This is a genomic window from Lysobacter tyrosinilyticus (genome assembly GCF_054779815.1).
Map to the genome: position 1 here is coordinate 320,060 of NZ_BAAGXN010000004.1, position 20,446 is coordinate 340,505.

General features: G+C 63.8%; 25 protein-coding genes. 13 read left to right on the forward strand and 12 right to left on the reverse strand.

From position 1 onward, the window contains the following. Window positions 1-45 precede the first annotated feature (45 nt). Window positions 46-471: a PspC domain-containing protein gene (locus ACYVGK_RS12240; protein ID WP_460734033.1), complete on the reverse strand. Its 426-nt coding sequence runs from the start codon at window positions 469-471 to the stop codon at window positions 46-48. A gap of 205 nt (window positions 472-676) precedes the next feature. Next, complete coding sequence (locus tag ACYVGK_RS12245; protein WP_460734035.1) at window positions 677-1,117, reverse strand: hypothetical protein; 441 nt, start codon at window positions 1,115-1,117, stop codon at window positions 677-679. A 205-nt stretch (window positions 1,118-1,322) separates the two neighbouring features. Between ACYVGK_RS12245 and ACYVGK_RS12250 the strand changes: the two genes are divergently transcribed. Beyond that, on the forward strand, window positions 1,323-1,670 hold the full coding sequence (locus tag ACYVGK_RS12250; protein ID WP_460734037.1) for a RidA family protein: 348 nt from the start codon (window positions 1,323-1,325) through the stop codon (window positions 1,668-1,670). Between the two features lie 51 nt (window positions 1,671-1,721). Here ACYVGK_RS12250 and ACYVGK_RS12255 read toward each other — a convergent pair whose 3' ends face one another. The 3 genes from ACYVGK_RS12255 to ACYVGK_RS12265 form a co-directional block, all read right to left on the reverse strand. Beyond that, window positions 1,722-2,267, reverse strand: coding sequence for a peroxiredoxin (locus ACYVGK_RS12255; RefSeq protein ID WP_460734039.1), 546 nt, complete (start codon window positions 2,265-2,267; stop codon window positions 1,722-1,724). Between the two features lie 139 nt (window positions 2,268-2,406). Then, window positions 2,407-3,300 carry a hypothetical protein gene (locus tag ACYVGK_RS12260; protein ID WP_460734041.1) on the reverse strand — a complete coding sequence of 298 codons (894 nt, stop codon included), beginning with the start codon at window positions 3,298-3,300 and terminating at the stop codon, window positions 2,407-2,409. Between the two features lie 32 nt (window positions 3,301-3,332). Beyond that, window positions 3,333-4,181 carry an NAD-dependent protein deacetylase gene (locus tag ACYVGK_RS12265; RefSeq protein WP_460734043.1) on the reverse strand — a complete coding sequence of 283 codons (849 nt, stop codon included), beginning with the start codon at window positions 4,179-4,181 and terminating at the stop codon, window positions 3,333-3,335. Window positions 4,182-4,320: 139 nt separating this feature from the next. Between ACYVGK_RS12265 and ACYVGK_RS12270 the strand changes: the two genes are divergently transcribed. From ACYVGK_RS12270 to ACYVGK_RS12285, 4 genes are all read left to right on the forward strand, one after another. Next, window positions 4,321-4,812 (forward strand): GNAT family N-acetyltransferase, encoded by a 492-nt coding sequence (locus ACYVGK_RS12270; RefSeq protein WP_460734045.1) that lies wholly within the window; start codon window positions 4,321-4,323, stop codon window positions 4,810-4,812. A 161-nt stretch (window positions 4,813-4,973) separates the two neighbouring features. Beyond that, window positions 4,974-6,644, forward strand: coding sequence for a flavin monoamine oxidase family protein (locus ACYVGK_RS12275; protein WP_460734047.1), 1,671 nt, complete (start codon window positions 4,974-4,976; stop codon window positions 6,642-6,644). A gap of 167 nt (window positions 6,645-6,811) precedes the next feature. After that, entirely contained in the window at window positions 6,812-7,168 is a 357-nt protein-coding gene (locus tag ACYVGK_RS12280; protein WP_460734049.1) for a YciI family protein, read from the forward strand. A 173-nt stretch (window positions 7,169-7,341) separates the two neighbouring features. Then, window positions 7,342-7,500 (forward strand): hypothetical protein, encoded by a 159-nt coding sequence (locus tag ACYVGK_RS12285; protein WP_460734051.1) that lies wholly within the window; start codon window positions 7,342-7,344, stop codon window positions 7,498-7,500. Between the two features lie 27 nt (window positions 7,501-7,527). On the opposite strand, the gene ACYVGK_RS12290 is transcribed toward ACYVGK_RS12285, so the two are convergent. Further along, window positions 7,528-8,598: a tetratricopeptide repeat protein gene (locus tag ACYVGK_RS12290; RefSeq protein ID WP_460734053.1), complete on the reverse strand. Its 1,071-nt coding sequence runs from the start codon at window positions 8,596-8,598 to the stop codon at window positions 7,528-7,530. A 267-nt stretch (window positions 8,599-8,865) separates the two neighbouring features. Then, the gene (locus ACYVGK_RS12295; protein ID WP_460734054.1) at window positions 8,866-9,978 is read right to left on the reverse strand and encodes a hypothetical protein; all 1,113 of its coding nucleotides are present in this window, start codon (window positions 9,976-9,978) and stop codon (window positions 8,866-8,868) included. 333 nt (window positions 9,979-10,311) lie between these two features. Here ACYVGK_RS12295 and ACYVGK_RS12300 point away from each other — a divergent pair, with 333 nt between their 5' ends. From ACYVGK_RS12300 to ACYVGK_RS12310, 3 genes are all read left to right on the forward strand, one after another. Further along, window positions 10,312-11,763 (forward strand): DHA2 family efflux MFS transporter permease subunit, encoded by a 1,452-nt coding sequence (locus tag ACYVGK_RS12300; protein ID WP_460734056.1) that lies wholly within the window; start codon window positions 10,312-10,314, stop codon window positions 11,761-11,763. 81 nt (window positions 11,764-11,844) lie between these two features. After that, window positions 11,845-12,111: a DksA/TraR family C4-type zinc finger protein gene (locus ACYVGK_RS12305; protein ID WP_460734058.1), complete on the forward strand. Its 267-nt coding sequence runs from the start codon at window positions 11,845-11,847 to the stop codon at window positions 12,109-12,111. A 7-nt stretch (window positions 12,112-12,118) separates the two neighbouring features. Continuing rightward, window positions 12,119-12,916 carry a spermine/spermidine synthase domain-containing protein gene (locus ACYVGK_RS12310; protein WP_460734060.1) on the forward strand — a complete coding sequence of 266 codons (798 nt, stop codon included), beginning with the start codon at window positions 12,119-12,121 and terminating at the stop codon, window positions 12,914-12,916. On the opposite strand, the gene dbpA is transcribed toward ACYVGK_RS12310, so the two are convergent. Next, window positions 12,913-14,289, reverse strand: coding sequence for an ATP-dependent RNA helicase DbpA (dbpA, locus tag ACYVGK_RS12315; RefSeq protein WP_460734062.1), 1,377 nt, complete (start codon window positions 14,287-14,289; stop codon window positions 12,913-12,915). The genes ACYVGK_RS12310 and dbpA overlap by 4 nt on opposite strands. 210 nt (window positions 14,290-14,499) lie before the next feature. On the opposite strand from dbpA, the gene ACYVGK_RS12320 reads away from it, so the two are divergent. Both ACYVGK_RS12320 and ACYVGK_RS12325 read left to right on the forward strand, forming a co-directional pair. Continuing rightward, complete coding sequence (locus tag ACYVGK_RS12320; protein ID WP_460734064.1) at window positions 14,500-14,976, forward strand: YbhB/YbcL family Raf kinase inhibitor-like protein; 477 nt, start codon at window positions 14,500-14,502, stop codon at window positions 14,974-14,976. 41 nt (window positions 14,977-15,017) lie between these two features. After that, window positions 15,018-15,614, forward strand: a complete 597-nt coding sequence (locus ACYVGK_RS12325) for an HD domain-containing protein (protein WP_460734446.1) — start codon at window positions 15,018-15,020, stop codon at window positions 15,612-15,614. A gap of 73 nt (window positions 15,615-15,687) precedes the next feature. On the opposite strand, the gene ACYVGK_RS12330 is transcribed toward ACYVGK_RS12325, so the two are convergent. Continuing rightward, the gene (locus tag ACYVGK_RS12330) at window positions 15,688-16,335 is read right to left on the reverse strand and encodes a glutathione S-transferase family protein (RefSeq protein WP_460734066.1); all 648 of its coding nucleotides are present in this window, start codon (window positions 16,333-16,335) and stop codon (window positions 15,688-15,690) included. A gap of 37 nt (window positions 16,336-16,372) precedes the next feature. Further along, window positions 16,373-16,990 carry a dihydrofolate reductase family protein gene (locus tag ACYVGK_RS12335; RefSeq protein ID WP_460734068.1) on the reverse strand — a complete coding sequence of 206 codons (618 nt, stop codon included), beginning with the start codon at window positions 16,988-16,990 and terminating at the stop codon, window positions 16,373-16,375. Window positions 16,991-17,228: 238 nt separating this feature from the next. On the opposite strand from ACYVGK_RS12335, the gene ACYVGK_RS12340 reads away from it, so the two are divergent. Then, a complete protein-coding gene (locus ACYVGK_RS12340; protein WP_460734070.1) occupies window positions 17,229-17,411 on the forward strand; it encodes a hypothetical protein in 183 nt (60 codons plus the stop codon). A gap of 282 nt (window positions 17,412-17,693) precedes the next feature. On the opposite strand, the gene ACYVGK_RS12345 is transcribed toward ACYVGK_RS12340, so the two are convergent. Next, window positions 17,694-18,884 carry a BaiN/RdsA family NAD(P)/FAD-dependent oxidoreductase gene (locus ACYVGK_RS12345; RefSeq protein WP_460734072.1) on the reverse strand — a complete coding sequence of 397 codons (1,191 nt, stop codon included), beginning with the start codon at window positions 18,882-18,884 and terminating at the stop codon, window positions 17,694-17,696. A gap of 30 nt (window positions 18,885-18,914) precedes the next feature. Then, window positions 18,915-19,424 carry a VOC family protein gene (locus ACYVGK_RS12350; RefSeq protein ID WP_460734074.1) on the reverse strand — a complete coding sequence of 170 codons (510 nt, stop codon included), beginning with the start codon at window positions 19,422-19,424 and terminating at the stop codon, window positions 18,915-18,917. A gap of 209 nt (window positions 19,425-19,633) precedes the next feature. Here ACYVGK_RS12350 and ACYVGK_RS12355 point away from each other — a divergent pair, with 209 nt between their 5' ends. Continuing rightward, the gene (locus ACYVGK_RS12355; protein WP_460734076.1) at window positions 19,634-20,038 is read left to right on the forward strand and encodes a hypothetical protein; all 405 of its coding nucleotides are present in this window, start codon (window positions 19,634-19,636) and stop codon (window positions 20,036-20,038) included. A gap of 47 nt (window positions 20,039-20,085) precedes the next feature. Continuing rightward, on the forward strand, window positions 20,086-20,424 hold the full coding sequence (locus ACYVGK_RS12360) for a zinc ribbon domain-containing protein YjdM (protein WP_460734078.1): 339 nt from the start codon (window positions 20,086-20,088) through the stop codon (window positions 20,422-20,424). Window positions 20,425-20,446 lie beyond the last annotated feature (22 nt).

Genomic DNA, 20,446 nt, shown 5'->3' on the forward strand with positions numbered 1-20,446 from the left:
GCCAGGGCGCGGGGCGGAAGCGCCGCTTCCGCGGCGCTCAGCACCTCAGGTCGGGAACGTTACTTGCTCGCCCTTCGGGATGAATGCCCAGAGCAGCACGTATGCCACCAGACCCAGGCCGCCGGCGAAGATCAGACCGATGAAAGCAGCGCGCCAAAGCCAGGACGGGATCGGAGTGTATTCGCCCAGGCCGCCGCAGACGCCTTCGACCTGGCGGTCCGTCGCGGAACGACGCAAATCGTGCAGATTCCAGGTCGAACCGGCAGTGGCGCCTTGGCTGTTTGTGCCAGGCATCAACCACCACAGCAGCACATAGGCCACGAGCCCGGCGCCGCCGAACACCGCGGTGAGGATGAAGAGCACCCGCCAGACCGTTGCCGGGACCGGCGTGTGTTCGCCCAGGCCACCGCAGATGCCGTCGAGTACCCGGTCATTGGTCGATTTGCGGAGTTGTTGCAGGTTCCAATCCATGTCTTGCCTCCAGCGCGGAACCGCATGTCTGCGGCGATGATTCGATCCTCATCTCGCATCGGCTGGATTCACAGTGTCTAAAGGCAGGGTTCCGGCGGGCACACACCCCCGGATCCCGCGCCTCATGAGATCGCGAGTGCGTTTCTTGTGGAGGCAATCCTTACGGGTTACGTGCTGAGCGCTGTTCTGGAGCAACTCGTCGCCATCACTTGAACACCAGTTCCCGGACCATCATCTCGCCCATGATCGTCCGCATCACGGTGCGCTTGCCCGAGGCTTCGTCGGCCTGCTTGTAGTTCATCTTGGTGACCTTGGTCATGATCGGGTCGAGCTTTTCGGTCATGCCGTCGAAGGTGGCCATGTTCGGATAGGTGACCACCAGATACAGGTCCGGTTCTTCAGGAGTGTGAGCCTGAGCGCCGTAGACGTGGTAATCGGTGACGATGCCCGCGGTCTTGGATTCCTCCATCACGTGCCGCCAGGTGGAATTGAGGAAGGCCATGTAGTTCTCGAACTGGCCATCCATCACCTTGACCGATGTGACGATGGTGACGGAACCCTCCGAGTACGGGCGTTGTTGCGCCCACGCCGGTACGGCGCAAAGCGCCAGCAGAAGTCCCAACAACCATAGGGTCATGCGCTTCATACGGCTTTCCTCCGCAAAGTAAGTCACGCGGCCATTCGCGCGACGCGATCGGCGGGAATGCCGATCGCACCGGACCCAACGCAAGCGATGCAGTCGAGCGGACAGATTCGTGGGTTGGCCACCCGTTCGGGGGGAGTCGCGTGTTGTCGGATGCGGGGCATCGACATAACGTGCGCGTTCTTCTTCAACCCTACGAGCACCCATCATGATCCAGCGTATCGACGCCGGCACCCGCATGTCCGAAGCGAGCATCCATAACGGTGTGGTCTATCTGGCCGGCCAGATTCCCACCGATGCGACCGCTGGCATCGAGGAGCAGACCCGGCAAGTGCTTGCCGAAATCGATGCGTTGCTGGCCCAGGCCGGTACCGACAAGACACGCATCCTGCGCGCGCAGATCTATCTTGCCGACATCGCGGATTTCGACGGGATGAATCGCGCGTGGGACCAGTGGGTCGTGGCCGGTCAGGCGCCATCGCGCGCCACGGTGGAGGCGAGGTTGGCCAATCCCGCCTGGAAGGTCGAAATCGTGGTGACCGCCGCCGTCGCATAAGCAGCGAACGGGACGACGGACGCTGGCCCGCCGTCCCGATTTTTGCGGCGCTTACTTCTTCTTGAGCGTCTTCACCGCTTCCAGCATTTCCTGCACGTGCTTGTTCGGATTGAGGTCCGAATAAACGTGCGTGATCGAGCCGGATTGCGAGATCACGTAGGAGGTCCGGTCCGACCACTCGGGCTTCTTGGCAAGGACGGCGTCGTACTGCTGGGCGATCTTGGCGCCCGGATCGGCAGCAACGGGGAACTTCCCGCCGCAATGTTCGGTTTCCTTAGAGAAATCGGCGAGCTGTTCGACGTTGCCCGCGGTAACGCCGATCACCGTCGCACCCTGCGCCTTGAAGCGGTCGATCGCTTCAGAGAACTGATGGGCTTCGAGGTTGCAACCCGGGGTATGTGCGGCGGGGAAGAAATAGACGACTACCGGCCCCTTTTTCAGTGCATCGGCGAGCTTGAAGGTGAAGGGCTTGCCAGCGAGATAGGCAGGAGCGGTGAAGCTGGGCGCCTTCGTGCCGGGCTTCAACGCTGCGAGCGACGGTGCGGCGAACACGAGCGCGGCGAGTGTGGTCAGGAGGACGGGCTTGAATGCTTTCATTGGTCGATCTCCAGGAGTTGTTCGCGTTATACCGGAAGAAGCGGTGGACACGCCGCATCCGTGTCCTCGCGACTTTGCTGACTGAGGCAATTGGCCGACGAATGCGGCCATGGGGGCGCTCGATCCGGCATGTCGATCGTTACGGCACGCCTATCGGCTGCAGACGCACCGCCGCGCGCTTCGCAACAGGCAGTGCGGCTTTCACTGCTTGATTGAAGTGGGTGGCGAGGACCGCGAAGCCAGCCTCGGTCGGGTGGATCTCGTCGTGCCAGAACGACTCGGCCCTGGCTTCCGCGACGCCACTGAAGTCCGCATAGGAGAACGCCGGGTGGGTTGCCTTGACCCGGGCAAGTACGCCGGCGAACCCTTGTATCAGCAGCAGGTCGGCAAAGGGCTTCGCTTCGGCCTTGTTCTTGAGCACGCCCTGCATCGGTCGCCATAGCCAGGGGCCGACATTGCCGATCAATGGTCGCGCCAACCCCAGATTCATGATGTCGGTCTTGCCGCGCACACCGATCCGGATCAGGGGGGCGTAGGTGTGGCCGACCACCCGCACATTCGGTGCAATGTCGGTCATCGACGTCATCAGCGTGTCGTAGTCGTCGAACAACCGATCGAATATGCCCGCGTCGACGACTTCCTGGTACGCGTCCGGCGCCGACAGCCCGCTCATTCCCTTGAACACGTTGGCCAGGCGTTTGTCGAGCGCATCGTTGCCGCCGATGCTTACGCACAACAGGTCGAATTCGCGCGAATCCAGCCGCTCGGCGTAGTTTCGCGTAAGGCTGCGGGTGCACATTTCGGCAGCGAGATAGCCCGGCTTGCCGAGCCGGATCGATAGGCCCTCGATGCGCGAAAAGCTGTGCCAGTTGAGATTGCGATACAGCGGCGTGGTGAACCAGGAGTCGCCCCAGTACGCGATGGCCGGACGGGTGGCGAGATATTCCCGCCATTGTTGGCGCTTGCGGCTGCTGGGGGTTCCGGTGGCATCGCGTACCTGATCCCAGTTCTGATAGATGCGCTGCAATGACATGACACCTCCGTTCGTCGTGTTCGTCGCGGCTGCTACGCGGTCAATCCTGTTGCGTGGGCCAAGGTCGCTTCGCAATCGGCATGCAGCTTGATCGAGGCCAGTGCATCAGCACGCGTGATGCCGCGGGTAAGGATGGCAAGCGGCTTCCCGGCTTCGTGTGCCATGCGTGCAAAACGGTAGCCCGAGTAGACCATCAGCGATGAGCCGATCACGAGTATCGCGTCGGCCTCATGCAGCGCTTGGACGGCGGCTTCCACGCGCATCCGTGGCACGTTCTCGCCGAAGAACACGACGTCAGGCTTCAGCAGGCCCCCGCAGTCCTGGCAGGCGGGTGGATGGAAGCTGCCGAGGTCGGTGTGTTCCAGATCGGCGTCGCCGTCCGGTGCGACGGTGACGGTCAGCGTGGTCCAGGCTGGATTGGCTTCAGCCAGCAGCAGCTGTACGGATGCCCTCGATATGCGCGCATCGCACACGACGCAGACAACCTGGTCGATGCGGCCATGCAGGTCGATCACATGCTCGTGGCCGGCGCGCGAATGCAATCCGTCGACGTTCTGCGTCACCAGTGTCGAGACCTTGCCGGCGGTCTCCAGCGTCGCCAGTGCGGCGTGGGCGAGGTTCGGGCGGGCGTCGGCGACGATCGGCCAGCCAACGAAGCTGCGTGCCCAATAGCGCGCCCGCATCGCCGAGTCCTGCATGAAGGCCTGGTAGGTGATCGGCGCGTTGCGCTTCCACTGGCCATCCGCATCGCGGTAGTCGGGAATGCCGGAATTGGTGCTCACCCCGGCACCGGTCAGGACGAATACCGACCGATGGACCTGCAGCCATGCGCGCAGCTCCGCGGCCGCATGGACGTCAGGCAAGGGAGCAATGGCTTGCATGCGGCGCATGGTAGCAACGCGGCGTTATCGGAACGCCAGATGCCCGGCAGAAACAGGCAGGCCAGGGCCGCTAGACTGGCGGGCATCCCCTTGTCGATAAAGCTAGTGAATTAATGGCGCCTCCGCGTCATGCCGAAATATGTCGAGAGACCTGATGTTGCTGAGAGACGCAAGAGAAGACGAAGTCGATCGCCTCGCCAGGATCTGGTACGGCGGCTGGCAGGACGCCCATGCCGCCATCCTGCCCGAGGAGCTCGCACGACTGCGGACGCTGGAAAGCTTCCGTGAGCGCTTGCTTGCGCGGCTGCCAACTACACGCATTGCCGAGATCAATGGCGAGGCCGTCGGCTTCTGCACGCTCAATGACGATGAGCTCTACCAGCTTTTCGTCGAGCCATCGGCGCGGGGGAGCGGGGTTGCGGCGGCACTGGTCGCGGACGCGGAGAATCGCCTGGCCCATGCGGGGTTCGATACCGCCTGGTTGGGATGCGCGATCGGCAACGACCGGGCTGCACGTTTCTACGAAAAGTGCGGGTGGCACCGGGTTGGGGACGTAGTGGTCGCGGTGGAGACGTCCCAAGGCCCCTTCGACCTGGAGCTCTGGCGCTACGAGAAGCCGTTGCATCCCTAGTGCGGGGCATGGGCGTGGCGCGGGGAGCCAAGCCGGGCGAGGCCACGCTACACTCGCGGAACGGAGTCGTGGGGACGCTCCGCGGGAAGAACGGGCAACAGATCCGGATCCCGACCGCAACAGCAAACAATCACAACAATGACGACGAGCCAGGGGGACTAATGAGCCGCACGGGATCGATGACGCAATTGCTGCGCCTGGCGCGCCTCGCGGAACGCTGCGAGCGGACGGGAGAAAGCGCGGCGGAAGCCGTCGGCCAGGATGGCCTGCGCGACCAGGGGCGTCGCCGTTTCGCCCAGGGCGCGATGGCCGCCGCGGCTTCGGCTGCCGCTGCCGGCGCAATGATGCCTTCGGCCTGGGCCGGGGCCGCGAAGCTGACCCGGACCGCGCTAACGCGCATGAGTCGTTCCAGTGGCGTGGCGGTGGTCGGCGCCGGGTTGGCGGGCTTGAGCTGCGCCTTCGAACTGGCGCGCCAAGGCATCAACGCCACCGTCTACGAGGCGGGCAGTCGCGTCGGTGGACGCTGCTGGACCCTGCGTAATTTCTTCCCGGGCCAGGTCGCCGAGCGGGGCGCCGAATTCATCGGCACCTCGCACCACGCGATGCTCGGGTACGCACGTGCCTTTGGCCTGCGACTCGAAGATTTTTCGATGTATCCGGGCAAGCCCTTCTACAACTTCGGTGGCCAGAGCTACACCGAAGCGCAGGTGGTGGAAGAGTTCCGCGCCTTCGCGGCCTGCATTCGCGACGACCTGTGCGCGTTGAACTATCCGACCGCGGATCGGCATACCGAAGCCGACGCGCTGTTCGATTTCATGAGTCTGGACGACTACCTGACCGTGTACGGCGCCAGCGGCCTGCTGCGCCAGGTCATTGGCGCGGCCTATGCGGCCGAGTTCGGTGCCGGTCTGGACGAGCTCAGCGCGATCAGCTTCCTTCGCTTCGTGTACAGCGATCGACGCAGCAAGTTCGGGCCTTATGGCGCCCATAGCGGCGACCATTTCCATGTGGTCGACGGTAACGACCGCATCGCCACCGGCTTGGCCGAACGCCTGCCGACGCCAGTGCAGTTCGGGCACAAGCTGGTGTCGGTGCGGAAGCTGGCGGGTGGCCGCGTGCGTTTGAGCTTCGACAGGGCCGGACGCGGCGTGCAGATGGATCACGACGTCGTCGTGCTCGCGTTGCCGTTCAGCGTGCTGCGCGACGTCAATCTCGACAGCAGCCTCGAATTGCCGGCCTGGAAGCGCCTCGCGATCAACGGCACCACCATGGGCGACAACACCAAGCTGATGGTCGGCTTCAAGCAGCCCTACTGGTATACCCGCCACGAGTCCAACGGCAGCGGCTACGGCGACCGTCCCAATCTGCAGAATGTCTGGGAAACCAATCCGATCAATGGCAACAGCACCCGCGCGGTGCTGACCCACCACGCGGGCAGTGCAGCAGCGCGTGCGATGACGGCAACGACGCTGCAGGCCGATACGCGCGCGTTCCTCGGCGACATGGACCGGGCGATGCCGGGCGCGTTCGACGCCGTGCAGCGCAGCTCACGCGGTGCGATGCTCGCCTTCAGCGAGAACTGGTCGACCAACGCACTGAGCAAGGGCTCGTACGCGTATCCGCGCCCCGGTTATTTCACAACCATCGCGCACAACGAGGGCAAGGGCGTGGGCAACGTGCTGTTCGCGGGCGAGCACACCAGCAGCTTCTACGAATGGCAGGGCTTCATGGAGGGCGCTGCGCTGTCGGGGCTGCGCGCAGCCGGCGAAGCTTGCAGCCTGATGCAGAATCAAAGCATCCCGACCATGGTGGCGGGATTGCTCGAGCGCTGACGCGGCATTCGCGACGAATCAGGGCCCGCCGCCATGGCGGGCCTTTTCGTTGGTGAAATACTTGGAAAAATCGGGCGACCTTGTCGATCTGGTCCATTCCCGTTCGTCGTGTGGAGGAGAGCAGGCATTCCGCCCGCCCGTTTCCACTCAAGCACAGGAGTATCACCATGCGGTTTCTTTCGATGATCCGGATCAACGAGAACAACAATCAGCGTCCTAGTGAAAAGCTCATGGCCGACATGGGCCGCCTGATCGAGGAGATGACCCAGGCCGGTGTGTTGCTCGATACAGCGGGATTGATGCCCACCACCGAGGGCGCGCTGGTCAAGCTGAAGAACGGCCGGACCAGCGTGGTCGATGGTCCCTTCACCGAGACCAAGGAGGTGGTCGGCGGCTACGCGATGCTCAAGGCCGATTCGATGGAACATGCCATCGAACTGACGCGCCGGTTTCTGCTGATCCATGGCGATGAGTGGGAGCTGGACTGTGAAGTACGCCAGCTTGTCGAACCCGAATTCGGCTAAGCGTCACGCATGAACAGGTCAGGCAACTGAATGCGCAGGCGCATTCAGGTTTCACGCGGTAATCACGCCTAGACTGCGTGCAGCAGGGGCTCTAGGGTTTCCAGCGCCGGACCATGGTCCGGCGACGGGGTGTCTGCATCACCTCCTTGCAGCAACAGTTCCGGAAGCATCCCGTGCCGCGTCTCGATCTCCTCGTCATCCTCGTCCTAGCCGCCGTCGCCGGCGCCATCGCTTCGGCTGCCATCGGCAATTTCCAGCCGCTGCCGCTGCTTGGCGGCGTGATCATCGCGGGCGTGGTGCGCAGTCTGCGTCTGGCCCGCCAGCGCGGTTGATCGGCACGCTGTCGAATGGCCTAAGGCCTAGTTCGAAGGCCCTTTCAGTTCCCGCAAGCGAGTCGAATAAGCGGCGCGGGTAGCGCCTTGGGTGAGCGCCTGCGCGCGCAGCAGGGCTTTGGCGGCGCGCTTGGGATCGCCGGCCTTCAGATAGACCTGTGCGAGCGCCGAATAGAAGCGATGCTCGCCCGGAAATAGATGGATTGCGCGTCGGTAGTGCGCGATCGCCTTGGCATAGTCGCCATTTCTTTCGTAATCCATCGCTTCCATGAAGTGGTGCAGAGGATCCTTCTGCTCCACTCGTGCGAGCCGACGCCGGAATTCGGCTTCACGACGGCCATCGCCCTGTCGGTGGGCCAGGCTCACCATGTTGAAGAGCGCGCCGTCTTCGTCGGGATCGAGTTCCAGCGCCTTGCGATAAGAGCGCTCGGCAGCGGCGAGGTCGCCGTCGCGCATGTGCAGCACGCCGGCATTGCTCCAGAGCGGTGCGTAGTCGGGGGCGGCTTCGAGCGCGACGTCCATCAGCTTTAGACCGGCCACGAAATCCCCGTCCAGCTGTTCCATGGCGAGATTGTTGTAGTAGTGCGCCAACAGGCGCTGCTCGCTGATCGCGACCGGGAGTTCGCCAGTAATGATCCGGTCGCTCGAGGTGTCGACCGTGAGATTCCGGCCACCGACAAGCACGCCTGCGTTGATGTGGTTGTTGCGATAGATCGTGCCTTCCTCCTGCCGCCAGGAAAGCGTGTTCTTGATTTCCTGGGCATGCGCCTCGAACCCGGCTTCGCGTGCGATGGCGATGAAAAACAGAGTGAAGCTCAAGCAGTTCGCCTTGCGGATGGCATAGGTCTGCGCGACTGAATTGGTTGCGTCTTCGTCATAGACGATGCCGAGCGCATTGGGGTCGAGCATGAAATGCAGCAGCTGCTCCACCCGCTGGCGCTGACCGGCGCGTGTCGACAAGACCTCGTCCTGCAGCCGCTGGCGCAGTTCCGGCGGCATGGCCATGACAGTCGCGGGCGGCGCTGGAGGCAAAGGGGGAGAAGCCACCGGATTGCCCGGAGCTGCGAGCAGCGCTGCGGCAAGCAACAACGCGTACATGGCGGACTCCACGCATGGGCGCCAAGAGCCTGGAAACAGTGTAATCCCGGGACTGTTGGGGTTGCGCTAGGGCATTTTTGGCGGAAGGGCAGAGCCCGTCTACGATCTCCGCATGGCGGCCTCTGCTGGGCAACCCGAAGGGCCGTGACTGTAGACCCGCAGCGCGGCGTCATCGCTCGGTCGCGTATCGACATACGCTTCCTCACTCTTCCTTGCTCTGCAGGTCTACAGACACGGCGCGGGCCATGCGGAGATCGTAGACAGGCTCTAGGCCTTGGCCAGCGCCAGGGCGATTTCGAAGACGATCAGCAGCACGATCGCCAGCTCCAGCAGCTCCGCGCGACGACTGGATGCCTCGTCGTACAGGGCTGTGTAGGTGTCGCGGATGATCGCCAGCTTCCGGTCGACCGCTGCGCTCAGTCTGGGAACCCGGAACAGCTCCAGCGCCGTGCCGTAGATGCGGGCCAGGTAGACGTCCTCGGTGACCTGCAGGGAGTTCTCGACCCGTTCGGTGAGTTCGGTGACCTCCGCCACCAGTCCGTACAGCTTTCGCGCCAGTCGCGCGGCGCGCCGCGAGGCTACCAGCGACAGGCCACCGCGCGCGTTCGCGACGAGGTCGTACATGGCCGCGAGTTCCTCGTCCAGCAGCTCGTCGTAGTAGCGCATCTCCAGCAACTGCGCGTTGGCGACCTCGATGATGTCGATGACGTCGGAATCGCTCCGCGGTTCGTAGACGAAGGCGCGGTCCCAGGTAAGCACGACCAGGTCGTCCTCGAAGTAGGAGTAGGCCTGTTCGGTAAGAGCTGCGGCTTCCTGTGTGGACAGCGGCCGCGTCTCGCCCGAAAGCAATGCGGCCAGGTCGGCGTGTTCGCGAACTTGCGCGGCGCTCATTGGGCCGGTGAAGGCATGGACGATGGCGAACAAATAGTCCTCGTCAAGGTGCCTAGCCGCGGGCTTGTGCAGGGCAGGGGCGATGACGTCCAGGACGTAGCGCAGCGCATGCTCCCAGACCGCGGCCTCGCGCGTGGTCGCGCGGCCGAGTGCGTCGAAGCGATGGCTGAATTCGCGCCATGACAGGCCGCTCACCGGTACCCGCAGTGCGATCACCAACGCGCCGAAGTCGTAGACGCGAACGGTCAGCTCGGCCTGCGCGATCTCGCCGTCTATCGCAAGTTCCGTGGGGGGCAGGATGAGCAATGCCGGGGGCACGTCGAACGCGAGTTCGTTGGACTGCGCGGTGGACAGGCGCGTGCGCCGGCTTTCGTGTCCCTCGCGGGATAGCCACAGCGCCTCGGCCTGCGCCAGATCGATGTCGTTGGCCACGTCCAGCAGGCGGTGGGCGATCAAGGCGCCGGATTGGACATGCAGGCTGGCCGGCATGCGGGTTCACGCTGATGAACTGAGGCCAGTGGAACCCGCCGACCGTTACGTCGGCGTTACCGCTTCAAGCAACGGCGCGCGAAATCCGGAAACGAGAAGGCCCAGCGGCGACTGAGAGAGAAGCCTCGCGCGCTGAGCCTTCTGGCCGAAACACGGCAACGGTCCTCGGTCCGTTGGCCTTTCGACAGGGCGACACTAGCTCGGCCGATGTTACGGGTAGGTCAATCCGCGGGTCGTGTCGATTTTCGACTTACTCGCTCGTCATCCAGATAGAAGCTAGGCTGCGCGCTCCGTGCGGCGGCTTCATCGAATCCACAATTTCCGGAGGCTCCCTTGACCCTTGATATCGATGCCCGCAAACGCTGGCTCGCACTGATCGTGCTTTGCCTGGGCGTACTGATGATCGTCCTCGACACGACCATCGTGAATGTCGCGCTGCCGTCCATCCGCGAGGACCTCGGCTTCACCGAGACCTCGCTGGTCTGGGTGGTCAACGCCTACATGCTGACCTTCGGCGGCTTCCTGTTGCTGGGCGGTCGTCTTGGCGATTTGTATGGCCATCGCCGGTTGTTTCTCGCAGGCATCACGCTGTTCACGCTGGCGTCGCTGGTTTGTGGCCTCGCCGGTACCCAGCAGGTACTGGTTGCCGCACGCGCGGTGCAGGGGCTGGGCGGCGCCGTGGTCACGGCCGTCGCGTTGTCGCTGATCATGACGCTCTTCACCGATCCGGCCGAGCGTGCCAAGGCGATGGGCGTGTACGGCTTCGTCTGTGCCGGCGGTGGCAGCATCGGCGTCCTGCTCGGCGGACTGCTCACCAGCACGCTGAGCTGGCACTGGATCTTCCTGGTCAACCTTCCGATCGGCATCGCGGTGTTCGCGCTGTGCCTGCGGCTGATTCCGCTGGTGCGTGTGCAGGTGGAATCGAAGCGATTGGACATCGCGGGCGCGGTGACGGTCACATCAGCGCTGATGCTGGCGGTGTACGCGATCGTCAATGGCAACGAAGCCGGTTGGCGTTCCGCGCAGACGCTGGGCTTGCTGGGTGCGTCGGCCGGCTTGATGGCTGCGTTCCTGGTGATCGAATCGCGGGTCCGCGCACCCTTGATGCCGCTGCGCATGTTCGGCCTGCGCAACGTCGCTACCGCGAACGTGATCGGGGTGTTGTGGGCGGCGGCGATGTTCGCGTGGTTCTTTATCTCCGCGCTGTACATGCAGCTGGTACTGGGCTACGGACCGATGCAGGTGGGCCTGGCCTTCCTGCCGGCCAACCTGATCATGGCGGCGTTCTCGCTCGGGTTGTCGGCGAAGCTGGTGATGCGCTTCGGCATCCGCAAGCCGATCGGTGTCGGATTGTTGCTGGCCGCGGCGGGATTGGCTTTGTTCGCCTTCGCTCCGGTGAACGGCAGCTTCGGCAGTCACGTGTTGCCGGGAATGGTGCTGCTCGGCTTTGGCGCGGGCATGGCATTAAACCCGGTGTTGCTGGCGGCGATGAACGATGTCGAGCCCAGCGAAGCCGGACTCGCCTCCGGCCTGGTCAACACGTCCTTCATGATGGGCGGTGCATTGGGGCTGGCGGTGCTGGCGAGCCTGGCGGCGGCACGGACCCATGGGCTCTCCGACGCCGGCGCGCAGACCGCAACAGCCTTGACCGGCGGTTATCACGTTGCGTTCCTGCTGGGAGCGGGTTTTGCTGCGCTGGCGGCGCTGCTTGGCCTGTTCGTCCTTCGACGGGAGCAGCCCGCGGCAGCGCAGGACGATCTCGAAGTAGTCGCTGAGCCTGAGTAAGGCGGGGCGGGGCATGATTTCGATTCGAGTTCATGCCCCGCGGGCTATGCTCGCTGGGTATCGGCAATCCGGAGAACTTCCATGGCAACCGGCTGGGCAGGCGATGGCGCCGTGCAGGACCAGATCGACGCCACCATCAAGGACGCGATCAAGCGTGTCCGTAGCCAGCTGCCGCAGGGCCCCGGCCTGATGCGCTGCGAGGAGTGCGACGCGGAGATCCCCGAAGCGCGGCGCAAGGCGATCCCGGGCGTGCGCCTGTGCGTGAGCTGTCAGGAGGCGCGCGATCAGGAACAGGCCGGCTACAGCGGCTACAACCGCCGCGGCAGCAAGGACAGCCAGCTGCGCTGATTCCCGCATGGATTCACTACGACGCGCTTGGCGCGCCTGGCTGGCCCGGTGGTTCGGGGCACGCCGGGCGGTACCGCCGCACCTGCGCAAGCCGATCATCCGTCGTCGTGGCAAGACGACTGAGCTGCAGTTCGTACGCGGTGTCTCGCAGAGCCAGATGGTCACGCGTGATCCGGATCGTCTCCTGATCGATTACACCCGCACGATGCTCGGTGCATTGGTGCTGGTGCCGCGGCCTGCGCGCGTCGGCATCGTCGGCCTGGGCGGCGGTTCGCAGGCGAAATATTGCTACCGCCATCTGCCCGAAGCGCGGATCGAAGTCGTCGAGAACAATACGCACGTGCTGGCATTGCGCCGTCGTTTTCATGTGCCGGATGACGACGCGCGCTTCCAGATCTTTCTTGGAGATGGCGCCGCCTTCCTGAGCGAGCGGCCCGGACGCTATGACTTGCTACTGGTGGATGCCTACGACGAGAGCGGCATTCCCGAAGCGCTGTCTTCCCAGGCGTTCTACGACGACTGCCGGGCAGCGCTTACGCCGCACGGAGCGCTGGCGACCAATCTCTATTGCGGCGATTCGGTCATGCACGTCGAACGCTTGCAGCGCGCGTTCGGCAGCGAGCACGTCGTCGTGATCGAAGAAGCGCGGCAAAGCAACCGGGTTGCATTTGCCTGGCTTGGAAATGGAGCGGGCGCCGGCGAGGAAATGGCGCTGTCTTCGCACGGACAGCGCGATCTCGCGCACGTGTTCGCCGCCGCGCGCGAGGCTGTGGCTGCCAGTGCTATACGCGAGGCAAACGACTAGATCTTGCGCACGCGGAACTTGCGCCCCTTGATTTTGCCGGCCTGCAGGCGCGCCAATGCCTTGTCGACCTGGTTGCGCTGGATCGCGACGTAACTGCGCGTGGCGAAGACATCGATCTTGCCGATGGCGTCGGCGGACAATCCGGCATCGCCGGTGATCGCGCCGACGATGTCACCGGGTCGCAGCTTGTCGCTGCGGCCCGCGTCGATGCGCAGGGTGACGGTCGTTGCAGGCGGCGCCGAGCGCGGGCGCAGTGTCGCGAGCGTGGGGCGTTCCCAGCGAATGGTGATGCCGAGCTGTTGCGCCAGCTGGGTCGAGCGCGGCAACTCGCGCGGAGTGCACAGCGTGAGTGCGATGCCGCTGCGTCCGGCGCGACCGGTGCGGCCGATGCGATGGACGTAGGTGTCGGAATCATTGGGCACGTCGTAGTTGATCACCGCGCCCAGGTCATGGATGTCGAGGCCACGCGCGGCAACGTCGCTGGCCACCAGCACGTTGCAGCTGCGGTTGGCGAAGCGGACCAGCACTTCGTCGCGATCGCGCTGCTCCATGTCGCCGTGCAGGGCCAGTGCCGAATAACCCAGATGAGCAAGTGACGACGCGACTTCGTCGATGTCGCGCTTCATGTTGCAGAACACCACGGCCGATTCCGGGTTGTAGTCCATCAGCAGGCCGGCCAGCGCGGCGGGCTTCTGCGCCGGATCGACATCGAAGAAGCGCTGGTCGATCGTCGCCTGCTGCTGCGCGCCCTCGACAGTGACTTCGAGAGGATCGCGCATGTAATTGCCGGCGATGGCGCGGATGGCATCCGGGTAGGTCGCCGAGAACAGCAGGGTCTGCCGGTTCGACGGGGTCTTGCCGATGATTTCGCGGATCTGGTCCTCGAAACCCATGTCCAGCATGCGGTCGGCCTCATCGAGTACCAGCACGTGCACGTCGCGCAGATCGAGCGCGCGCTTGCGCAAAAGCTCCTGCACACGTCCCGGCGTGCCGACCACCACATGCGGTGCGTGCTGCGCGAGCGAAGCCAGCTGCGGCTCCAGCGCCACGCCGCCAGTCAGCGTTGTCAGCTTGAGGTTGGGAATGCCCGTGGCGAGCTTGCGGATGTGCTTGCCGACCTGGTCGACGAGTTCGCGGGTCGGGCACAGCACCAGGGCCTGCAGGCGGATCTGCGCGGGGTCCAGACGATGTAGTAGCGCCAAGCCGAAGGCGGCGGTCTTGCCGCTGCCGGTGGGCGCCTGCGCGATCAGGTCGCGGCCTTCGATCAGGGCGGGCAGGCTCTGGGCCTGCACGGGGGTCATCTGCACGTGGCCCAAGGCATCCAGGCCCAGGAACAGGGCGGGATTGAGCGGCAGGTCGGTGAATTCAGTCATGCGCCATGATACGGAACGAAGGGCGCGGGGCGGGCGGCGCCGGCCCGGGCTTCGCGAAGCCTTGCGTTTCCGCGGCCTAGAATCGGCCCCTGGCGATCCGGAATGCCTGCGATGAACGCCGCTAGGTTCGATACCTTCCGTCTTGTTTTGACCCTCCTGCTTGCGCTGGCGGCCGCCAGCCCGGCATGCAGCGAACCGAGGAGGAACGCCATGTCACTGAAACTGGTCTCCCCGGCGTTCGCCGCCCACGCGGCGATACCTGCGAAACACAGCTGTGAGGGGAGCGATGTGTCGCCGGCGCTGCAGTGGTCCGGAATACCGACTGGGACGCGCAGTCTGGCGTTGATCGTGGATGATCCCGACGCGCCCGATCCCGCCGCGCCGCAACGCACTTGGGTGCATTGGGTGCTCTACAACCTCCCGGCTTCTTTGACGGGCCTGGCCGAAAGCGTGAGAGCCGCGCAATTGCCGGCGGGAACCCGCGAAGGCCAGAACGACTGGAAGCGCACCGGCTACGGCGGTCCTTGCCCCCCGAAAGGCCGGCATCGCTATTTCCATAAGCTCTACGCGCTCGACATCGAGTTGCCCGATCTGCACCAGCCGGACAAGGCACGGCTGCTGAAGGCGATGGAAGGGCATGTGATCGCGGAAGCCGAACTGGTGGGCACCTACGAAAAGGGAAAGTGAGCTCCAGTATCCTCGGCGTACCTCCACGCCACTCCGCCCTGATGCTGCAGCTTCCGTCCGATCAATTGCTGGCCTTGCAGGCGGCCTACGCGGCGCCACCGCGTGCGTACCACAACTTCGCCCACGTCGAGGAAGTGCTGCGCCATTACAACGATGTCGCGAACGGCCCCGGCTGGAATCAACCCGAGGAAGTTCGGCTCGCCGTGCTGTACCACGACGCGATCTACGAAGCCGGGCGCAAGGACAACGAGGCGCGCTCCGCCGATCTGGCAGTCGAACATGTCGGACGCTGGATGCCGGGCGGTGATATCGACACCGCGCGCGTGGCCGAACTGATCAATCTCACCGCACGCCATGGTTCGCTGAAGCCGGGCGAAGTCGATCGCGATGCCGCGTTGTTCCTGGACTGCGACATGGCCATCCTCGCGGCCGATGCCGCCACGTTTGCGGCCTACGATCGGGGCATCACCGCGGAGTACCGTGGCAAGGTGCCGGCGTGGCTGTTCAAGCTCAATCGTCGCCGCTTCCTCAAGGCGCTATTGGGCAAGGAGCGCATCTACCTGAGCGACTGGTTCCATGAGCGTCTCGACGCACAGGCGCGAATCAACCTGCGACGCGCGGTGACTGAGAAGCGCTGAGAGGCCTACCGCGCGGCTGGAATGGCAATGAAGCAAGCACTCATGGCTGTTGCCGACCCGAAGCAGGCCTTTGTCAGCTCGACGGTGCGGCGTTAATCGCCAATTGGGCGGCGAAAGCCCGCCTGTAGGCGGGCCGTGCTTCGCCACGGGAGACATAGGCTGCAAGGTTCGGAAATTCGTCCAGGATGCCCGAGGCTCTCAGCCTGAGCAGCACCGACACCATCATCAGGTCACCCGCGCTGAACGCACCATCGAGCCAGTCGGCATCGCCCAGTCGCGCGGAAAGTTGCTTTAACCGGTCGCGGATGCGATCGGCGACCAGAGGCAGGCGCTCCTGACTCCAGGGCTTGTCGCCCTCAAGAAACTTGGCGGTTACGAGTTCAAGGATCGGCGGCTCGACCGTGTTGAGCGCGGCGAACATCCATGTGATCGCCCGCGCCCGGGCATTGCCATCGTCCGGAAACAGGCCCGCATGGCAAGCGGCGATATGGAAGACGATCGCGCCTGATTCGAACAGGGCGAGATCGCCCTCCTCATAGGTTGGAATCTTTCCGAAAGGATGAAGGGCCAGGTGCGCGGGTTCCTTCATCGCATGGAACGAAACCAGGCGAACCTCGTAGGGTTGGCCCACTTCTTCAAGTGCCCAGCGAACGCGCGTATCGCGCGCCAGTCCCTTGCCGCCATCGGGCGACCGTTCAAAGGCTGTGATGGTTGGGGTCATTGGAAGGCTTCGGGTTGATTGGATGAACTGTCGAGAGTCAGTGCGCGGTTGCGGCGACATTTCTCGTAGTGGTGTCCTGTCCGACGCGCGGACAGCGGTACTCCAGCACCACGAAGCCCTGCGGATATCCACGGATAGACAGCAACTCCAGCGAGTGTCGGCAAAGATCGGAGGGAGCGAAGGAGCGTCCGGCGCCAATCAGCACAGGCACGATGCGCAGGCGCAGCAGATCGACCTCGCCTGCGCGCAGCAACGCATCAGACAGGGTCAGACTGCCCCAGATGATCAGGTCGCCATCGACACTTCTACGCAGAGCGCGCACCGATGCCAGGCCGTCGCCACGCAGGATGGTCGCGGCATCTCCGCGCGTGCCCCAGGGCGCCTCATTCAACGTGTTCGACACCACGTATTTCGGGATGGTGTTGAGCGGCAACGCCACGGGTTCCTGCTCCGGATCGGCTTCAGGCCAGTAGTCGGCGAACATGCGGTAGGTCGTGCGCCCTAGGACGATGGCGCCCACGCGTTCCAGCAGACGCAACTGATCCTGGTCTGCCTCGTTGACGCCGCGCGCATCGACGAAGAATCCGATGCCGCCGTCCGGTTCGGCCGCGTAGCCGTCGGCGCTAATAATCTGCTCCACGATGAGCCTACCCATGCCCGTTCTCCTTTGGGGGGATCCCTGATGACGACGAACGAAAGAGGCTGCGATCGACATCCGGTGCTCGGTGATGGTCTATGGCGTCGTCTACATCGACATCCAGATAGCGCACTGTGAGCTCAAATAACCGCAGTTGGCGGTCGTTACGCAAAGTCCTGCGACGGCTCGCGACCCAAAGCGATCGCGGTTGCGGCGTGATCGCCCCTCTGTGCCTCATTGCAGAGCAGGCAGTGCGGTGCGCGCCTTGTTCTGGCCCGTTCAATGGGTCGACGGATTCGAAGATACGCAGCCCAATGCCGATGGTGTGATGCCAGCCCTGATGCGCGACGCAGGGTTTGTCGACGCAGAGGAAACCGATGTGTTCGCCACAGTCACGGGTTCTATCTCGATCTATCGCGGACGCAGCCCTGAGGTTTGATGCTGAACGGGCCGGCTTTAGCAAAGAGATAGACAAGGCCTCAGGTAGGTGAGGTCTAACAATTCATTCAAGCCGAAGCCGCTTCGGGGCTCGGCCTAATTCAGGTTAGATGACAATGAAAATGTCACTGGCAATTGCAACCATCAAAAAGTACACGGACCTAGCGTTCAAAGAGTTGGAACTCATGGCTCAGAAGGATGTTGATGTCCTGGTTCGGGAAACAAAAATCCGCGGTTAGCGGGCAGTAGCTGCCGTCGAGATCTTCGGCTCAAATGCTGACAATCACACCGCATTGCCGGCCGCATGCCCCGACGCCCAGGCCCACTGGAAGTTGTAGCCGCCCAGCCAACCGGTCACGTCGATGACTTCGCCGATAAAGTACAGCCCGGGTACCTTCTTCGACTGCATCGTCGAAGACGACACTCCATCGGTATCGACTCCGCCCAGCGTCACCTCGGCGGTGCGATAGCCTTCGGTGCCACTGGCGATGAGCGGGAAGGAAGCCAGCAACTCCGCGGCTTCGCGCAACTGCGGTTCGTTGAACTGCTTCATCGGACGGTTCGGCAACCAGTGTTCGCATAGGCGCTGCGCGAAACGCTTGGGCAGCAGGTCGCCCAGGATCGTCTTCAGCTCCGCGGCGGGGCGCTCGTGGCGAAGGCGCAGCAACGTTTCGTGCGCATCCATGCCCGGCAGCAGATCCAGGCGCAGATCGTCGCCCGGCTGCCAGAACGAGGAGATCTGCAGCACCGCGGGCCCGCTGATGCCGCGATGGGTGATCAGCAGGTAATTGCTGAATGACTTGCGGTTGCAGCGTGCTTCCACCGGGAAGGCGACGCCACTCAGATCCTCGAAGCGCTCGTGGTGCTTGCCGCTCAGCGTGAGCGGCACCAGGCCCGCGCGCGTGGGCAGTACGTCGTGGCCGAACTGTCGCGCAAGCTCGTAGCCGAAGCCGGTCGCACCCATGCTGGGAATCGACAGGCCGCCGCTCGCGACCACGAGTGCCGGTGCGGTGAATACGCCCCGTGTGGTGTGCACGTGGAAATGCCCGCTGTCGCCATGAACCACGCGTTCGATGCTGCACGACGTTTCTATGCGCACGCCGGCCGCCGCGCACTCGTCCAGCAGCATCTTCACGATGAGCTTGGAGGACTCGTCGCAGAACAACTGCCCGAGTTCCTTCTCGTGGTAGGCGATGCGATGGCGCTCCACCAGTTCGATGAAATGCGCCGGCGTATAGCGGGCGAGGGCGGACTTGCAGAAATGCGGGTTCGCCGACAGGTAGTTCGCGGGCGAGGCGCCGGTGTTGGTGAAGTTGCAGCGCCCGCCGCCGGACATCAGGATCTTTTTGCCGACGCGGTTGGCGTGCTCGATCACCACCACGCGCTTGCCCAGCTGGCCGGCGGTGATGGCGCACATCAGGCCGGCCGCACCGCCACCGATGATGAGAACGTCGGCGGCGGGCTGGGCAGTCATGGAGATCCGTGCGGAAAAACGGCCTCCATTCTACTGGGCGAGAGCCTCCGACCGGTCCATGGCGGCTTCGCGCAGCACGGCCAGGTCCAGCTTCTTCATCTGCATCAGCGCGTGCATGACGTGCTGGCCGCGTCCGGAGGTCATCAACCGTGGCAGCTCGGCCGGCACGATCTGCCAGGACAACCCGAACTTGTCCTTCAGCCAGCCGCACTGCTGCGCGGCCGGGTCGCCGCCTTCGCCCAGGCGTGTCCAGTAATGATCGATCTCCTCCTGGCTGGCGCAATTGACCATGAAGGAAACCGCTTCGGTGAACTTGAATATCGGTCCACCGTTCAGTGCGGTGAACTTCTGCCCGTCCAATTCGAAATTGATGGTCATCACGGAACCCACCGGGCGGCCCGTGTGTTGTGCGGCCTCCTCGGTTGTGCGCGCGGCATCGCCGATTCGCGAATTGGGGAAGATGGACGTGTAGAAATTCGCCGCTTCTTCGGCCTGGGAGTCGAACCAGAGAAACGGGGCGATGCGTTGCAGATTGGCCATGGCGGTGCTCCTTGGGGTTGGGGCGCGAGGCGTGATTGCCCGCGCTTCCTTGGTAGACGAATGAGCCTGCGGCGAATCGACATTCGGGGGAGACGAGGTTGGAAGGGTTGCGGTGCCGGCTTCGCGGGCGTGAGGGGATTGGTGGCGGTTGGCTAAAGCAAAGCCGTGGCACTGGCGGGTGGTGGCGTGAAGCGGGACCATAAGCCGCTATGTTTGAAGAACGTGTTCACCCCGAATACCGTCTGCGTCTAACCGAGCACGGCGATTTCCTGCAGGTCGAAGTGAGTGGCGACGTCGATGCCCAGGCAGTCCGTATCGCGTATTGGCGCGAAATCGCAGCCGAAGGCAAGGCTCGTGGCCTCCGCAAGGTGCTGGTGACCGATCGCAAGAAAGGGCATCCGGCCAGTCAGGCTGAACTGGCTGAGCTGGCGGTCCTGTTTCATGAAGAGAGCAGCAATTTCGACCGGGTCGCCGTGATCGAACCCACGCCTGAATTCCTGCCCGCAATCGAATACGCCGAGATCTTCGGTCAGAGCATGGGCATCAACGTCCGCATCTTCAGTGGCGCACGGGATGCCGAACGCTGGCTGCGCTATGGATCGCCCGACGATTGAGTCAGTCAGCGCGGTAAAATGCCGGTTTACTGTTCTGGATCCGACCGATGTCCGCCGCACCCGCCTGCCCGCAATGCACCCTTGAGAACACCTACGTCGACGGTGTCAATTTCGTCTGCGCCGATTGCGGCTTCGAGTGGCCGCAGGGCGAGGCGACGGAGCAGGGCAGCCTGGTGGTGCGCGACAGCAACGGCAACACGCTCGCCAATGGCGACACGGTGGTGGTGATCAAGGACCTCAAGGTCAAGGGCTCTTCGATCCCGCTCAAGCAGGGCACGGTGATCAAGAACATCCGCCTGGTCGAGGACGATGCCGAACACATCGAAGGCAACTCGGACAAGATCAAGGGACTGGTGCTGAAGACCTGCTTCCTGAAAAAGGCGTAAAAATCTAGGCAGAAGGGCGGAT

What these genes read in the sequence shown, in the direction of transcription:
- ACYVGK_RS12240 (WP_460734033.1), bottom strand. Translation starts at nt 471, where the DNA reads ATGGATTGGAACCTGCAACAACTCCGCAAATCGACCAATGACCGGGTA.
- ACYVGK_RS12245 (WP_460734035.1), bottom strand. Translation starts at nt 1,117, where the DNA reads ATGAAGCGCATGACCCTATGGTTGTTGGGACTTCTGCTGGCGCTTTGC.
- ACYVGK_RS12250 (WP_460734037.1), top strand. Translation starts at nt 1,323, where the DNA reads ATGATCCAGCGTATCGACGCCGGCACCCGCATGTCCGAAGCGAGCATC.
- ACYVGK_RS12255 (WP_460734039.1), bottom strand. Translation starts at nt 2,267, where the DNA reads ATGAAAGCATTCAAGCCCGTCCTCCTGACCACACTCGCCGCGCTCGTG.
- ACYVGK_RS12260 (WP_460734041.1), bottom strand. Translation starts at nt 3,300, where the DNA reads ATGTCATTGCAGCGCATCTATCAGAACTGGGATCAGGTACGCGATGCC.
- ACYVGK_RS12265 (WP_460734043.1), bottom strand. Translation starts at nt 4,181, where the DNA reads ATGCAAGCCATTGCTCCCTTGCCTGACGTCCATGCGGCCGCGGAGCTG.
- ACYVGK_RS12270 (WP_460734045.1), top strand. Translation starts at nt 4,321, where the DNA reads ATGTCGAGAGACCTGATGTTGCTGAGAGACGCAAGAGAAGACGAAGTC.
- ACYVGK_RS12275 (WP_460734047.1), top strand. Translation starts at nt 4,974, where the DNA reads ATGAGCCGCACGGGATCGATGACGCAATTGCTGCGCCTGGCGCGCCTC.
- ACYVGK_RS12280 (WP_460734049.1), top strand. Translation starts at nt 6,812, where the DNA reads ATGCGGTTTCTTTCGATGATCCGGATCAACGAGAACAACAATCAGCGT.
- ACYVGK_RS12290 (WP_460734053.1), bottom strand. Translation starts at nt 8,598, where the DNA reads ATGTACGCGTTGTTGCTTGCCGCAGCGCTGCTCGCAGCTCCGGGCAAT.
- ACYVGK_RS12295 (WP_460734054.1), bottom strand. Translation starts at nt 9,978, where the DNA reads ATGCCGGCCAGCCTGCATGTCCAATCCGGCGCCTTGATCGCCCACCGC.
- ACYVGK_RS12305 (WP_460734058.1), top strand. Translation starts at nt 11,845, where the DNA reads ATGGCAACCGGCTGGGCAGGCGATGGCGCCGTGCAGGACCAGATCGAC.
- ACYVGK_RS12310 (WP_460734060.1), top strand. Translation starts at nt 12,119, where the DNA reads ATGGATTCACTACGACGCGCTTGGCGCGCCTGGCTGGCCCGGTGGTTC.
- dbpA (WP_460734062.1), bottom strand. Translation starts at nt 14,289, where the DNA reads ATGACTGAATTCACCGACCTGCCGCTCAATCCCGCCCTGTTCCTGGGC.
- ACYVGK_RS12320 (WP_460734064.1), top strand. Translation starts at nt 14,500, where the DNA reads ATGTCACTGAAACTGGTCTCCCCGGCGTTCGCCGCCCACGCGGCGATA.
- ACYVGK_RS12325 (WP_460734446.1), top strand. Translation starts at nt 15,018, where the DNA reads ATGCTGCAGCTTCCGTCCGATCAATTGCTGGCCTTGCAGGCGGCCTAC.
- ACYVGK_RS12330 (WP_460734066.1), bottom strand. Translation starts at nt 16,335, where the DNA reads ATGACCCCAACCATCACAGCCTTTGAACGGTCGCCCGATGGCGGCAAG.
- ACYVGK_RS12335 (WP_460734068.1), bottom strand. Translation starts at nt 16,990, where the DNA reads ATGGGTAGGCTCATCGTGGAGCAGATTATTAGCGCCGACGGCTACGCG.
- ACYVGK_RS12345 (WP_460734072.1), bottom strand. Translation starts at nt 18,884, where the DNA reads ATGACTGCCCAGCCCGCCGCCGACGTTCTCATCATCGGTGGCGGTGCG.
- ACYVGK_RS12350 (WP_460734074.1), bottom strand. Translation starts at nt 19,424, where the DNA reads ATGGCCAATCTGCAACGCATCGCCCCGTTTCTCTGGTTCGACTCCCAG.
- ACYVGK_RS12355 (WP_460734076.1), top strand. Translation starts at nt 19,634, where the DNA reads ATGTTTGAAGAACGTGTTCACCCCGAATACCGTCTGCGTCTAACCGAG.
- ACYVGK_RS12360 (WP_460734078.1), top strand. Translation starts at nt 20,086, where the DNA reads ATGTCCGCCGCACCCGCCTGCCCGCAATGCACCCTTGAGAACACCTAC.